Here is a 13,746-nt window from a genome sequence, read left to right as displayed (position 1 = left end):
ACGGAGATGCAAAACATTTGTTTTGTGCAACTTTTAATTTTAAAACACGCTCTAGTATAAGGTCTCCATTTCTAAAAATACCTCCGGAATAAGAAACAGGGACAGGAACCTGAGCTTCCGTTGAAAATCCCAGTTTTCGATAAATTCCTTTTATTGAAATAAAAAGTTCGTAAGCTGCTGTATCATACAGGCGGCGGGCACGAAAGTCCCCATTTTTGGCAGCTTCGCTCAGATAGATCTGCATTTTTGCGATAGCTTCCCGGTTTCCTGATAAGTAGTTGTCATAGAACGAGATAAGGTCCTCTTCATTATAAAGAGAGAGGGAATCACGGATTATATCATACAGGCAGGAACGGTCTTCCCGTAAATCACATTCTTTGGCGAACAGTGAAAGTGTCTGCATACCAAGCCAGTAAGCAGAACCTTCGTCTGAAAATGCCGTATGCCACCCATTAGATCTGGCACTTTTTCCTTCCAGATTTTCCCCGTATGCAATGGCACCGGTGCCTGCTACAATATGTATACCATAAGACAGGTTGAGGGATCCTGCAAAACCTAATGCTACATCGTTGCGGAGCAGTAAAGCAGTCTGAGGTAGAAGTCCGTGGAGATATTCTGAGATCTGCCTGTCTGCAGAGAAATTCTCACCATAGCAGGGAATGCCAAAGGCGGCACTGGCAATTTGTTGTTTGCTGCATCCGGCTGTCTCCATAAGCTGTCTGATTCCGTTCTCCACCAGACTGCTTACACCGGCAATGCCGATTTGAGGGTGTGAACAGCCGGATGTTTCAAAGCTGGCGGCAACTAACCCGGAATAGGTAGTCAGCATCCAGGCGGTTTTAGTTCCGCCCCCATCCATACTTAAAAAATATTTCATATTGGAACCTCCTATGCATGCACATTTGTGCAATGGTTACTAGTGCCGCTCGGTGTAAATACGTCGATATATAGTGCCTGATATCTGTGTCAGGTGTGCGTCTGTGAATCGACGGCGTAGCGGGCTACGACTAGATTCACAGACGTGCAGCTGGCGCAGATAGCGGGTGTTATATAGTGGCGTATTTGCGCCGGGCGGCACTATATATCCGCTAATTCAGTTCAACACGGTATGAGAAGAAATCACTCTTAATAAATGCAACCGTATACTCAATGGTATCATTTCTGGAAAAAGTGATTCGCTCAATTTTAATAGAAGTATCTGATGCTTTGATGCCTAAAAGCAGGGCATCTTCTCGGGAAACGGGGACTGCTGTAATGTTCTCGGTAGCTCGTTCCGGTATGATATTGAATGACTGCATTGTTTTATATAGTCCGTTTTCCTGAATTTTCTCAAGGGTCATCTCCGGGTAAATGCTTACCGGAATGTAAGAAGTTTCCACTGCATAAGGCACATCCTGTGCATAAAGGCAGCGTATTAACTCATATACCATGCCTTCGGTATTCAGCTTCAAATTCTCCATTACCTTACCTACTGCCGGAATACGTTTAAAAGATAAAACTTTATTACTGTGAGAAATCCCTTTTGCTTCTATGTTCTCACGAAGGCTGTAAAATTTAGTAAGAGTCTGTTCTATTCTGCGGACAGAGACAAAAGTACCTTTGCCCTGCTTGCGGTAAATATAACCGTCTTTGGTTAATAAGTCCAAGGCATCCCGGACGGTAATACGGCTGAGCGCATATCGCGTACATAATTCCCGTTCGGTAGGCATTTTATCATGTGGCTTCCATTCTCCGGAAGTAATTTTCTCAACTAAGATATCATATAGCTGGGTATATTTGAAATTATTTTGAACGCTGTTATTTTTTGACATACAGAAACCTCCTTAAATACAATTTTAACATTATAAGAAATAAATAAAACTTAAAGGTATTAATATAATATAACAACTATAAAAAATCTGCAAGGGGTTTTTGGAAAATAAAACTAAAACGTAATAATGTATAAAAAATGACTATAAATATTGTTGAATAATGATAAAAAATGATTAATTTGCATAAATGTATTGCAAGTATAAAAAACTTGTCTTATAATAACAATACAAGTTAGATAAGGGAAAAGTAAGGACATGATAAATATTGGTTCTATAAAAACAGGATCAATATAGGAAGAGAGGTGAACGGGAGTTCATTTTTAAGACAACTTGATGGGCTTAATTTCGAACATGATCCGGAAAATACAGGGAGCAGGTTTGAGAAAGATAAGTAAAAGAAGCCTTGTGGCAATCTAGAAAACAGGACCATTCATTTGGTTTATGTAAATGTGGAGGATAATACTATGAGAAGAAAAAAAATCGCAGTTATTTTGACCTGTATGCTGGCTATGTCATCAGTTCTTTCAGGATGTTCCGGTAAAGACAATGGAGAATCACAGAAAAATGAGACAAAAGCAGCGCCATCTTCAGAAGCAGGGCAGCCGGATTCCCAGAAAGCAGAGGATGGCAAAGGGCCTGTGACGCTTTGGATGCATAATGGACCTGCATTTGTTAAGGCAACTAAAGAACTGGCGGCAGAATTTGAGGCAGAGAGCGGAATCAAAGTTGAGATACAGGTATTTCCGTATGATGTTATGAGCCAGAAGATGAAGGCTGCTTATACCGCCGGAAATGAACCCGATATCATTCAGGGATTTGGTTCATGGATGCCGACTTATATTAACCAAGGTGTGCTGGCTAAAGTGCCGGATGAGATTGCATCCGGATTTCAGAAGGATTTTCTTTCCGGTGCAGTAGAGGGGTATGAAAAAGATGGTGCATATTATGGAGTGCCCATCGAAATGCAGATGGAAAGCGGTTTGTTTTATGTTCCGGAGAAAGCAAAAGAGTCCGGAATAGAAGGAGCACCTAAGACATTTGATGACGTTGTTAAAATTGCAAAGGATCATGTGAAATACAATGGCGACGTTCTGGAATATGGCGGTCTGGAATTTGACAACGGTGATAATGTGGCACAATTATTCCTTTCCTGGATACTGCAGTATGGCGGGAACTTCTGGGATGAAGGAAGAACGCATATGGTTCTGCAATCGGATGAGGCTAAGCAGGCATGGCAGAAGCTGGTGGATTTGATTGAAGTAGATAAAGTTACAGATACCAAACATATTACAGGGGATATTACCTCGGATGTATTTTTCTTTAATAAAAAAGCAGCCCAGCTAATCAAAGGCTCCTGGGCATCAGCGATTGGTGAAGAGTTAAAAAATGATGACTGGGAATATACATTTCTCCCCCCGGTTACCGGTGACGTACCTCATTTTGTAGTGGAAACGGGCTGGGCATATGTAGTATCGGAAAACAGTAAGAACAAAGACAATGCATTTAAATTCATACAGTATTGTCTGCAGCCGGAAAAGTCACTTGCGTTTAATCTGGCAACTAAAACCATTCCTTCCTTAAAAGCGTTGGCGGAAGATCCGGCATATACGCAAGCAGATGAAAATGTACGTTTCAAGGATCAGTTTCAATATTTAAAGTATGCGCAGAATGTAGGACCGGTACAGGATATGGATTATGTAAAGACTACAATCAGGGATATATTTAAAAGCCAGATCGATGGCAAGTATACTACAGAGGAAGCCTTGAAAAAGGCGGAGACAGATATTAATCAGCATATTGATTCTCTTTTGGCCCAGACAAAATAAAGAGTGGAGAATGCTGCAAAATATAGCTTATGCACCTTGTGGACTTTTTTTGCAGCAGCTCCTTTAGGAGGCAGGATGATGAATAAAAAAATAAAGAGAAAACCGAGTGTCAGCCGCCGTCAAAGAAGATTTGTCATTATAGGGCTTACACCTATTCTGCTTGTATTCTTTGTCTTTTCCGTCATACCGATATTCTATAGTTTTTTCATGTCCCTTTTTAATCACAGTGGGTTTGGACAGGCTCCGTTTGTGGGTGTGGATAATTATATACAGTTAATGCATGATACGGAATTTTTGGGATCTTTGAAAAATACGGTAATTTTTGTGCTGATTGCGGTTAATGCAAATATTGTCATTTCCACACTCATGGCAGTCGTAATCAAATCCGTGAAAAAACGGAAACTTCGTTCCTTTTTCCGGGGATGGTTCTTTATTCCGGCTGTAATTCCGATAGTTGCTCTGTGCTATGTATGGGCGATTATGTATCAGCCCAGTTCCGGTATTATCAATCAAATGCTTGCGTTGGTTGGAATAGCCCCTGTGAACTGGTTAACCGGCAGCAATACTGCCTTAATTGCAATTATTATCACTACTTTGTGGTGTGACCTGGGATATAATATTGTTTTAATTCTGGCGGGAATGGACAGCATTCCTGAGATGTTTCTGGAGGCTGCTTCCATAGACGGGGCAAATTGCGTACAGAAGTTTTTTCGGATTACCCTTCCGCTGTTATCCAGAAATATGCTGTTTGTCAGTATGATGACTTATATTACATATTTCCAGGCGTTTGCCCAGATACAGATTATGACCAAAGGCGGACCAAACAATGCGACGAATGTCATTGCCTACAATATTTACAACTATGCATTTCAGTATTCCCAAATGGGATATGCATCTGCAATGGCAATGGTTTTACTGGGAATCATTCTAATCATATCAATGGTACAGTTTTTCTGCGTAAAGTCAGACTGGGAATATTAGGAGGGGGGATACCATGAAGATACTGTCAAAGTTTTTAAAGGGCTTTATATTGGGTATAGGTTTCCTGGTAGTTGCTTTTCCGTTTCTCTGGTGTGTTCTGCTTTCGTTTAAAGGAAATGCGGAAATAATGAGCATAGAAGCTTCCTTTTTTCCTACGCAGATTGTGCTGGATGGATATAAGAAGGTACTGACAGAAGCGCCGTTTATGAGATGGCTGTTTAACAGTATTGTTACTTCTGTTCTTGCAACCGGAATAGTGGTATTGACCAGCTGTCTGGGAGGATATATATTTGGTAAGTTTCAATTTCGGTGTAAAAATGTACTTTTTATAGGAATATTGGCAACCATGATGGTACCTTTTCAAGTAACAATGATACCCACTTATCTGATTAGCAATAAGCTGCATATTTTAGACACCCTTGCGGCACTGATCATTCCCTATATGGTTTCCGGATTCGGCATCTTCCTGTGCAGGCAGTTTGTGGAAAATGTTCCGGATGAGATTATGGAAGCCGGACGGATAGAGGGTGCCGGAGAGTGGAGGATTTTTTTCGGACTGATTATACCGATGATTAAACCTGCAATTTCCGCTCTTTGTATCTTTACTTTTATGGGAAGATGGAATGATTATTTATGGCCATTAATAGCGCTTACCAGCGAGAATAAAATGACGCTTCCGCTGGCACTGAACTTTTTCAATTCCAGTCTGTTAACGGATTATAATTCGTCCATGAGCGCAGGGGTTCTGGTGATGCTGCCGATCATAATCGTGTATTTTATTTTTCAAAAGCAGTTTGTCGAGAGTATTACCTTAACGGGTATTAAATAGAGAGGTGTGCAATTTTAGTGTTGATGTATCTGGTTGAAAGACAATGATGACATAGAAAGGAATTGCAGTACGCAATGGGTATAAAAATGAGAAATAACGGATATTGTAAATTTGTATTTATAGGTGCGGGAAGTTCCGTATTTACACTGCGGCTCATCGGAGATATTCTAAAAGAAGATAGTATTGGCAGCGGGCATATAGCGCTGGTAGACATTGACGGGAAAGTCTTGGAGGAGACAAAGGAAGCGGTTATTCATTTGATACAGTTCGCAAAACGGGAATTTGAGGTCAGTTCCCATACGGATTATAAGCAGGCGATTCCAGATGCCGACTATGTGTTTATGACGATTGCCACAGGGGGATATGAGCGGTGGAAACAGGACATCAGAATTTGTACAGAACACGGGGTACTGCAATCGGTGGGGGACACAATTGGTCCCGGCGGTATCATCAGAACGCTTCGAACGATTCCTGTGGTCCTGGAGATTGCCGGCGCTATGGAGAAAGTATGCCCGGAAGCATGGATGATTAATTATTCTAACCCGGAGGGTGCCGTTTGTCTTGCGCTTCAGAAATATACCAGGATTAAGAATTTTGGTCTCTGCCACGGCACTCCGGATACGGCACAGTGGCTGGCTGAGAAAGTATTTCAGACTGACCGGGAACGGTTTACTTACCGGGCGGCGGGGATCAATCATTTCACGTGGTTTACAGACATGAGAATAGATGGGGAGGACGTGTATCCGGATCTCTGTAATGCATTAATCAGCAGCGGTATGGATAAGAAGGAACCCATATCTGCGGAATTATACCGCATTTACGGATGTTATCCTGCACCCGGAGACAGGCATGTAGGGGAATTTGTTCCCTGTTATCTGAAGGATCAGGTTCTGAATGAAAAAGACTATGAATGGAAAAATAATGATTTTACAGTAGTAGATGGGTGGAGAGAGCAGGCAAGAAAATTATTTGATGAGGTAAGAATACATAACAGAGGATATGAGAAACTCCTGGAGGGTTCCGGTGAAACTGCGGCAAACTTTATACGTTCCCTCAATACGGGGGAAATCTCCAGCGAAATGGTAAATGTAGTAAACAAAGGATATATAGACAATGTATCACAGGATATTATTGTAGAGCTGCCCACCTATATCGACCAATTTGGCCTGCATCCTCAGAAGATCGGAAAGCTTCCTGACGCTATTGCAGCCCAGTGTGACAGACTTGGGAGGGAATATCTTCTGATGGTAGAAGCTGCGGCATCCTGCAGTTTTGATAAAGCATTGCAGGCGATGTACCTGGATCCGCTGTCTGCTAATTGTCTGTATCCGGAGTTGCTTTTAAAGGATCTGATTCATGCTAATCTGGACTTGCTGCCGGAGGCATGGAAAGATAAGTAGAGGAGGATTCGGCTTCATGATGGCTAAAGAAAAGCAGTATTTAAGAGAACTGGCAAAAAGGCAGGCAGCATATGCGAATCTGCCGAAAATGGAACAGAAGAAGAAAAAATGGATGGATGTAAATACGGGGAAGAAGACCGTTCCGCCTGTAGTTGTGGAGACAGAGACATTTCGTCAGGATATGGTGCCAGATTATATGCTGTACTGCACTGACCCCATGGCACGGGAAATGGAATACCGCTTTTTAAAGTATATACGAGAATTTGAACTGATACAGGATGATAAGGTGATTCCGGATGTATTTGAAATTCCTATTCATACAGAAATTGATGAATTTGGTTTCCCTGTAGAAGAATGTCATGCCCTGGATGCTAACGGCAGAGATGTGGGCTATGAGTACCATTCTCCAATCCGGGATCTGGAAGAGGATTTTCACAGGCTGAAGACGGCAGTCATTAAGGTAGATAACGATAAGACCCGTAGATCCTATGAGTTTGCACAGGACATATTAGATGGCATTATGCCAGTGAGTCTCACCGGAACTCCGCCTATGATCGCACTTCCTTTTCAGGCAGTGAAGCTTCTGGGTCTGGAAAACTATATGATGTCCATGTATGACTGTCCGGAAACCCTGCATAAACTCATGCACTATCTAACAGAAAACCAGTTAAAGGTAATGAAATATTATGAGGATAATGCAATCCTGACGTTAAATAACGGAAACCAGGAAACCTGCCTCAGCAGTTATGGTTTTACGGACCGCCTTCCAGCGACGGGAGCAGAGAGTCCGGCATTAAAGGATATCTGGATCTGGGCAGAAGCAGAAGAGGCGGCTTCCATATCTCCGGAAATGTTCCGGGAGTTCTGCCTCCCTTATATGGCGAAGACGTGCAGAGAAATGGGGCTGATTTATTACGGCTGCTGTGAGCCGATGCATGATATTTGGCAGGATGTCATAAGGGAAATTCCCAATATACAAAAAGTATCCGTGTCGCCCTGGAGTAACCAGCAGAAAATGGGCGAGATGCTAAAGGGAACAGATGTGGTGTTCTCCAGGAAGCCCTATGCAAATTATCTGGGCGTAGAAAGCAGACTGGATGAAGAAGCCTGGGCAAAGCATATAAAGGAAACGCTGGATGCGGCAAAGGGATGCCAGTGTGAGTTTATTATGCGGGATGTTTACCGTGTACGGGATCTGGAAGATGTTAGAAGAGCGGTGGATATTGTGCGGAGGCTGGGGGAGGAAAATTAAAATTAAGATAAAAATCAAGTATTAATATTTATTATATGCAAAATGGTACTAGAAAAAATCAAGTACTCAGTATATAATTGACTTAGAAGTAATAAAAGGACTTTGGTTGGTCTGATGATTACACTTCGGATCTGTAGTAATTTATAGTTACCAGCTATTCTCTATTGCGCTAGAGCGTGTTTTAAAATTGCTTTCTGGCAGCTGTGCGTCCCAGTTTGTGGGAGATTTGTCCCGGATGAAGGGCGCATAGCGGGCTATGTAACCTGAATTCGGGGCAAATATGCCGCAAAGTGGGGCGTGCAGATGACAGGAATGAATTTTCAAACACGCTCTAGAGGATAGCTATTTTTTATCCCGATGATTGTCTATGTACCCCAGTGCTGAAAAAATTACCAGCACCAACGTCAACACTTCAAGTGTATTCATAATATAAATTAATTTCGTACATAAAAATATAAAAGTTTTAGTTGACAAATAAAAAAGAAAAGCATATACTGTACTAAATTAAAGTATTGAACCAAAACCGATGAACAAGAGTAGTAAATAAGATTCGTTATTCCCAGAGAGCTGCCGGTGGTGTGAAGGCGGTAATAAAGATTTTATTGAATGGACTTGCGAGGGCAGCTCAAAATCACAAGATTAGCCGAGGTCTGTATGAAATACAGGGGGAAGCAGTGAGAGTAGACGCTGACGGGAGCCTTATCCGTTATCAACGAGGTATGTATGATTGTACATGAAATGAGTGGCTGAATGATCAGCAACTTGGGTGGTACCGCAGAAGCTGCAGGCTTTTGTCCCTTGGATATAGGGGGCAAAGGTCTTTTTTTATAGCGAAAAGGAGCTTGAGAATCGAAACCACAAGAACGAATACCACAAGAATGAATACGAAAAAGGAGGAAGTGACCATGATGCAGCCAAGCTGTGACAAAATTTTAGAATTAGCAGGGGATTATGATGTAGTTCCTGTTTGTAAGGAAATATATGCGGATGTAATTACACCAATCACCTTACTTCGGAAACTTGCTAATATCAGCAAACGTTACTATCTGTTAGAAAGTATAGAAGGCGGCGAGAAATGGGGGCGCTATTCCTTCTTAGGATTTAATCCTGTGATGCGGGTTTTCTGCAAAAACGATGAGGTAACAATTGAGCGGGATGGGGTTACGGAAAAGACTATGACGAAAAAGCCCCTGGAGGTGATACGCTCCATTATGAAAGAATACAAGGCTCCCAACCTGGAAGGGCTGCCCCCGTTTGCAGGCGGGTTTGTTGGTTATTTTGCTTATTCCATGATTGGATATGCGGAACCCACATTGAATATTAACAAGGGTAATTTTAATGATTATGATTTGATGTTATTTGATAAGGTCATTGCTTATGACCACTTGAAGCAGAAGATCTGCATTGTTGTAAATATGAAGACTGACAAGGTCATGGAGAATTATGGGAAAGCCATGGCTGAGATTGAGAGCATCACCAATATTATTCGGAATGCTCCGATTCTGGAAGACCAGAAAATTCAGCAGAAAGTTGAATTTACCTGCAATGTGAGTAAGGAGGCCTATTGCGAGATTATTGAGAAGACAAAGGAGTACATTGTAGATGGGGATATCTTCCAGGCGGTAATAGCCAGACAGTTTACCAGCCCATATGAAGGAAATCTCATCAATCCGTACCGGGTGCTCCGGACGACCAATCCTTCCCCGTACATGGTTTATATGAACATTGATGAGGAAGAAATCATGAGCACATCACCGGAAACCCTGGTGCGTCTGCAAAATGGCAGGCTGACTACTTTCCCGGTTGCAGGTTCCAGACCAAGAGGGATGGATCAGGTAGAGGATGAAAAACTGGAGCAGGAGCTTTTGGCTGATGAAAAAGAGCTTTCCGAACACAATATGCTGGTGGATCTGGGCAGAAATGACCTGGGCAGGATATCAAAGTTTGACACGGTAGAAGTAACTGAATATCAGATGATTCATAAATATTCCAAGATCATGCACATCTGTTCTCAGGTAGAAGGAAACATCAGGGAAGAATATGACGGGTTAAATGCCATTGAAGCAGTTCTTCCGGCGGGAACCCTGTCGGGTGCACCCAAGATCCGCGCCTGCCAGATTATTAATGAACTGGAAAGTGAACAAAGAGGAATCTACGGAGGAGCGCTGGGTTATCTGGACTTTACCGGGAACCTGGATACCTGCATCGCCATTCGTATGGCGGTGAAGAAGGACGGTAAGGTATATGTGGAAGCAGGCGGCGGAATAGTGGCTGACAGCGTTCCTGAAAAAGAATACGAAGAGTCGGCAAATAAAGCGGCAGCAGTTATGAATGCCATTATGAATGCAAAGGAGGTCCTGGAATAATGATATTATTAATTGATAATTATGATAGTTTTTCATACAACTTAGTTCAGATGGCAGGCAGTATCTGCCCGGATATCCGTGTAATCCGAAATGATGAAATGAGCGTAGAGGAGATCGAGAATCTAAATCCATCCCATATTATCTTATCGCCGGGACCGGGCTATCCCAAAGCAGCAGGCGTATGTGAGGAAGTAGTGGAGAAGTTACAGGGTAAAATGCCTATTCTGGGTGTATGCCTTGGACATCAGGGAATCTGCGAGGTGTACGGCGCGAGGATCGGTCATGCAAAAGAATTAATGCATGGGAAAAAAAGTACGATTCAGATTGATCAAAAATGCCCGCTGTTTCAGGGGCTTCCTGAAAAAATAGAAGTGGCAAGATACCATTCTCTGATAGCGAAGGAAGATACTATACCGGATTGCCTGCTGGTCACAGCAGAAGATGATAAAGGGGAAATCATGGCGGTACAGCACAGGGAAAATGCAGTTTTTGGAGTTCAGTTTCATCCGGAGTCCATATTGACACCGCAGGGAAAAGTGATATTGGAAAATTTCTTGAAGTTATAGTCTGTTTAGATTAATGAACCCGAAAAATATGAATTAGAAAATAATAATCGAAAACAGCAAGCATCACAAATGCTCAGATAGATACGATTTGTGCGTATCAGAAAATTATAATAGAAAACAACAAGCCCCTAATTATAATGAGTGATTTTAGCAAAATTCGGATATGAGTAAATAGAAAGCAGAAAGTAGAGCAGAAAGCAGGAGGTAAGATCCCATGATTAAAGAAGCAATCAATAAAGTAATGAACGGAAATGATCTGACATATGAAGAATCTAAGGCGGTTATGGAAGAAATGATGGATGGTACGGCAACCCAGGCACAGATGGGAGGATTTCTGACAGCATTGCGGATGCAGGGAGAGACCATAGAGGAAATTACGGCATTTGCAACTGTAATGCGGGAAAAGGGCATTAAGCTGAAACCGGAAAGGGAAGTCATCGATATTGTTGGAACCGGCGGGGATGAAGTAGGGACGTTTAATATTTCTACAACAGCTTCTTTTGTGGTTGCTGCCGGCGGTGTTCCGGTTGCAAAGCACGGGAACCGCAGTGTTTCCAGTAAATGCGGTGCAGCTGATGTTTTAGAGATTCTGGGGGCAACTGTTTCCCTGAGTGCCACACAGAATGAACAGATTCTGAAGAAAACAGGGATGTGTTTCATGTTTGCACAGGTATATCATTCATCTATGAAATATGCGGCACCGGTACGTAAAGAGTTAGGAGCCAGAACTGTATTCAATATTTTGGGCCCTCTTTCCAACCCGGCGGCAGCGACAATGCAGCTTCTTGGAGTATATGACAGAAAGCTGGCAGAACCGCTGGCACAGGTACTTTCTAATCTGGGAGTAACCAGGGGCGTAGTAGTGTGCGGAAATGATGGGCTGGATGAGATTACACTAACCGGAGAGACCATGGTTTACGAGATCCGCTTTGGAGAAATTACCTCTTACAACATTGCTCCGGAGCAGTTTGGACTGAATCGTTGTGAACTTTCTGATCTGGTGGGAGGAGATTCTAAAGAAAATGCAAAAATTACAGAAGATATTCTCTCAGGAAAAGAACGCGGGGCAAAAAGAGATGTAATTTTAATGAATGCCGGAATGAGCCTTTATCTTGGAATTGATGATATTACCCTGGCGGATGGGATTAAAATGGCAGCGGATCTCATTGACAGTGGTAAGGCATTTGCAAAGATGGAGGAATTTATTAAGACGACTAAGGAAGTGTGAGGTATGGGCATGATATTAGATGAAATTGCTGCAGATACAAGGCTTCGGGTGGCAGAAGCGAAAAAGAAAGTTTCTATGGATGAGATGATGAAAAGAGCTCTCAGCATGAACACTGAGACTGGATTTCCGGTGGAGAAGGAGCTTAAGGCGGAGGGCATCCACTTCATATGTGAAGTGAAGAAAGCCTCTCCTTCAAAGGGGTTAATTGCCAAAGAGTTTCCTTATTTGTCCATAGCAAAAGAATATGAGGAGGCAGGTGCATCTGTGATTTCCTGTTTGACTGAGCCGACATATTTCCAGGGCAGAGATGAGTATTTAAAGGAAATAGCCAGAGAAGTTTCCATTCCGGTACTGCGCAAGGATTTTACAATAGATCCGTATCAGATTTATGAAGCAAAGGTGCTTGGAGCAGCCATGGTATTACTGATTTGTGCGCTGCTGGATACGGAGACACTCAGGGAATATATCGGAATCTGCGATAAACTGGGGCTTTCGGCACTAGTGGAAACCCATGATGAAAGCGAGATGGAAAGTGCATTAAAAGCAGGTGCCAGAATAATCGGGGTAAATAACCGGAATTTGAAAGATTTTACGGTGGATATCCACAATAGCACCAGACTTCGGGCTTTGGCACCCTTAGATGTGATCTTTGTTGCTGAGAGCGGGATAAAGACAGCGGAAGATATCCGGGCTTTGCGCGAAGCGAAGGTAAACGGGGTGCTGATCGGTGAGACTTTAATGCGAAGCAGTAATAAAAAGCAAATGCTGGAATCCTTAGGTAAAGACTAGTGCTGCCCGGCGTAAATACGTCAGGGGAAAGGCGGTGAAACGGTGACGAAAATAAAAATTTGCGGATTAAAGAGGCAGGAAGATATCGGTATGGTGAATGATCTGTCTCCGGATTATATTGGTTTTGTATTTGCAAAGAGCAGCAGGCAGGTCACAACAGCCCAGGCAGAGGTACTGAAAAAACAGTTGTTTCCATCGATCAAAGCTGTGGGCGTATTCGTAAATGAGGAACAGCAGAAAATTATCCGGTTATGTGAAAACAAAATTATTGATCTGGTACAGCTGCATGGAGATGAGGATTTGAATTATATTCAGGAGTTAAAAAATCATATTTCCTGTCCTGTGATTAAGGCAGTCCGGGTGCAGAGCAGTGAGCAGATCCGGCGGGCGGAGAAGCTGCCATGCGATTATCTTCTGCTGGATACTTATACGAAGGGACAGTATGGAGGAAGTGGTCAGACATTTGACCGCACCCTGATTCCAAAGCTTACTAAGCCATTTTTTTTGGCAGGGGGGCTGACAGCGGATAATGTTGCTGCATCTATCATAGAATGCAAAATGTGTAAACCCTATGCCGTAGATGTGAGCAGCGCAGTGGAAACTGCAGGTGTAAAGGATCGGGAGAAGATTGCAGAATTTATGTTGCACGTAAGAGTGAAATCAGAAAAGAGGTAGAATCATGAGCAAAGGAAGATTTG

Annotated in this window: 13 protein-coding genes and 1 other annotated feature; of the genes, 10 read left to right on the top strand and 3 right to left on the bottom strand. The window is 42.6% G+C overall.

The features are described 5' to 3' along the window. The coding region (locus ACH2DQ_RS23400) for an N-acetylglucosamine kinase (RefSeq protein WP_394914803.1) at positions 1–877 on the bottom strand (877 nt) is incomplete at its 3' end. Positions 878–1,088: 211 nt separating this feature from the next. Then, a complete protein-coding gene (locus ACH2DQ_RS23395) occupies positions 1,089–1,811 on the bottom strand; it encodes a GntR family transcriptional regulator (protein WP_394914802.1) in 723 nt (240 codons plus the stop codon). A 464-nt stretch (positions 1,812–2,275) separates the two neighbouring features. Here ACH2DQ_RS23395 and ACH2DQ_RS23390 point away from each other — a divergent pair, with 464 nt between their 5' ends. The 5 genes from ACH2DQ_RS23390 (at position 2,276) to ACH2DQ_RS23370 (ending at position 8,099) form a co-directional block, all read left to right on the top strand. After that, positions 2,276–3,637 (top strand): extracellular solute-binding protein, encoded by a 1,362-nt coding sequence (locus ACH2DQ_RS23390; protein ID WP_394914801.1) that lies wholly within the window; start codon positions 2,276–2,278, stop codon positions 3,635–3,637. Positions 3,638–3,712: 75 nt separating this feature from the next. Further along, complete coding sequence (locus tag ACH2DQ_RS23385; RefSeq protein ID WP_395028543.1) at positions 3,713–4,618, top strand: carbohydrate ABC transporter permease; 906 nt, start codon at positions 3,713–3,715, stop codon at positions 4,616–4,618. Between the two features lie 13 nt (positions 4,619–4,631). Then, positions 4,632–5,447 carry a carbohydrate ABC transporter permease gene (locus ACH2DQ_RS23380; RefSeq protein WP_394914799.1) on the top strand — a complete coding sequence of 272 codons (816 nt, stop codon included), beginning with the start codon at positions 4,632–4,634 and terminating at the stop codon, positions 5,445–5,447. Positions 5,448–5,521: 74 nt separating this feature from the next. After that, positions 5,522–6,847: an alpha-glucosidase/alpha-galactosidase gene (locus ACH2DQ_RS23375; RefSeq protein WP_394914798.1), complete on the top strand. Its 1,326-nt coding sequence runs from the start codon at positions 5,522–5,524 to the stop codon at positions 6,845–6,847. 16 nt (positions 6,848–6,863) lie between these two features. Further along, entirely contained in the window at positions 6,864–8,099 is a 1,236-nt protein-coding gene (locus tag ACH2DQ_RS23370) for a hypothetical protein (RefSeq protein ID WP_394914797.1), read from the top strand. Between the two features lie 147 nt (positions 8,100–8,246). Here ACH2DQ_RS23370 and ACH2DQ_RS23365 read toward each other — a convergent pair whose 3' ends face one another. After that, positions 8,247–8,423 carry a DUF6783 domain-containing protein gene (locus ACH2DQ_RS23365; RefSeq protein WP_394914796.1) on the bottom strand — a complete coding sequence of 59 codons (177 nt, stop codon included), beginning with the start codon at positions 8,421–8,423 and terminating at the stop codon, positions 8,247–8,249. A gap of 193 nt (positions 8,424–8,616) precedes the next feature. Then, positions 8,617–8,901 (top strand) — a binding site (T-box leader). A gap of 103 nt (positions 8,902–9,004) precedes the next feature. On the opposite strand from ACH2DQ_RS23365, the gene trpE reads away from it, so the two are divergent. From trpE to ACH2DQ_RS23340, 5 genes are all read left to right on the top strand, one after another. Further along, on the top strand, positions 9,005–10,465 hold the full coding sequence (gene trpE, locus ACH2DQ_RS23360) for an anthranilate synthase component I (RefSeq protein ID WP_394914795.1): 1,461 nt from the start codon (positions 9,005–9,007) through the stop codon (positions 10,463–10,465). Further along, on the top strand, positions 10,465–11,031 hold the full coding sequence (locus ACH2DQ_RS23355) for an anthranilate synthase component II (protein ID WP_394914794.1): 567 nt from the start codon (positions 10,465–10,467) through the stop codon (positions 11,029–11,031). The genes trpE and ACH2DQ_RS23355 overlap by 1 nt, the downstream gene beginning before the upstream one ends. A gap of 214 nt (positions 11,032–11,245) precedes the next feature. After that, on the top strand, positions 11,246–12,259 hold the full coding sequence (trpD, locus tag ACH2DQ_RS23350; RefSeq protein ID WP_394914793.1) for an anthranilate phosphoribosyltransferase: 1,014 nt from the start codon (positions 11,246–11,248) through the stop codon (positions 12,257–12,259). 9 nt (positions 12,260–12,268) lie between these two features. After that, positions 12,269–13,048, top strand: coding sequence for an indole-3-glycerol phosphate synthase TrpC (trpC, locus tag ACH2DQ_RS23345; RefSeq protein ID WP_394914804.1), 780 nt, complete (start codon positions 12,269–12,271; stop codon positions 13,046–13,048). A 42-nt stretch (positions 13,049–13,090) separates the two neighbouring features. Then, complete coding sequence (locus ACH2DQ_RS23340; protein WP_394914792.1) at positions 13,091–13,723, top strand: phosphoribosylanthranilate isomerase; 633 nt, start codon at positions 13,091–13,093, stop codon at positions 13,721–13,723. The last annotated feature ends 23 nt before the right edge of the window (positions 13,724–13,746 follow it).

Source organism: Robinsoniella sp. (assembly GCF_034124845.1).
Note: the sequence above shows the minus strand (reverse complement) of the source record. Positions and strands in the feature narration are given on the sequence as shown.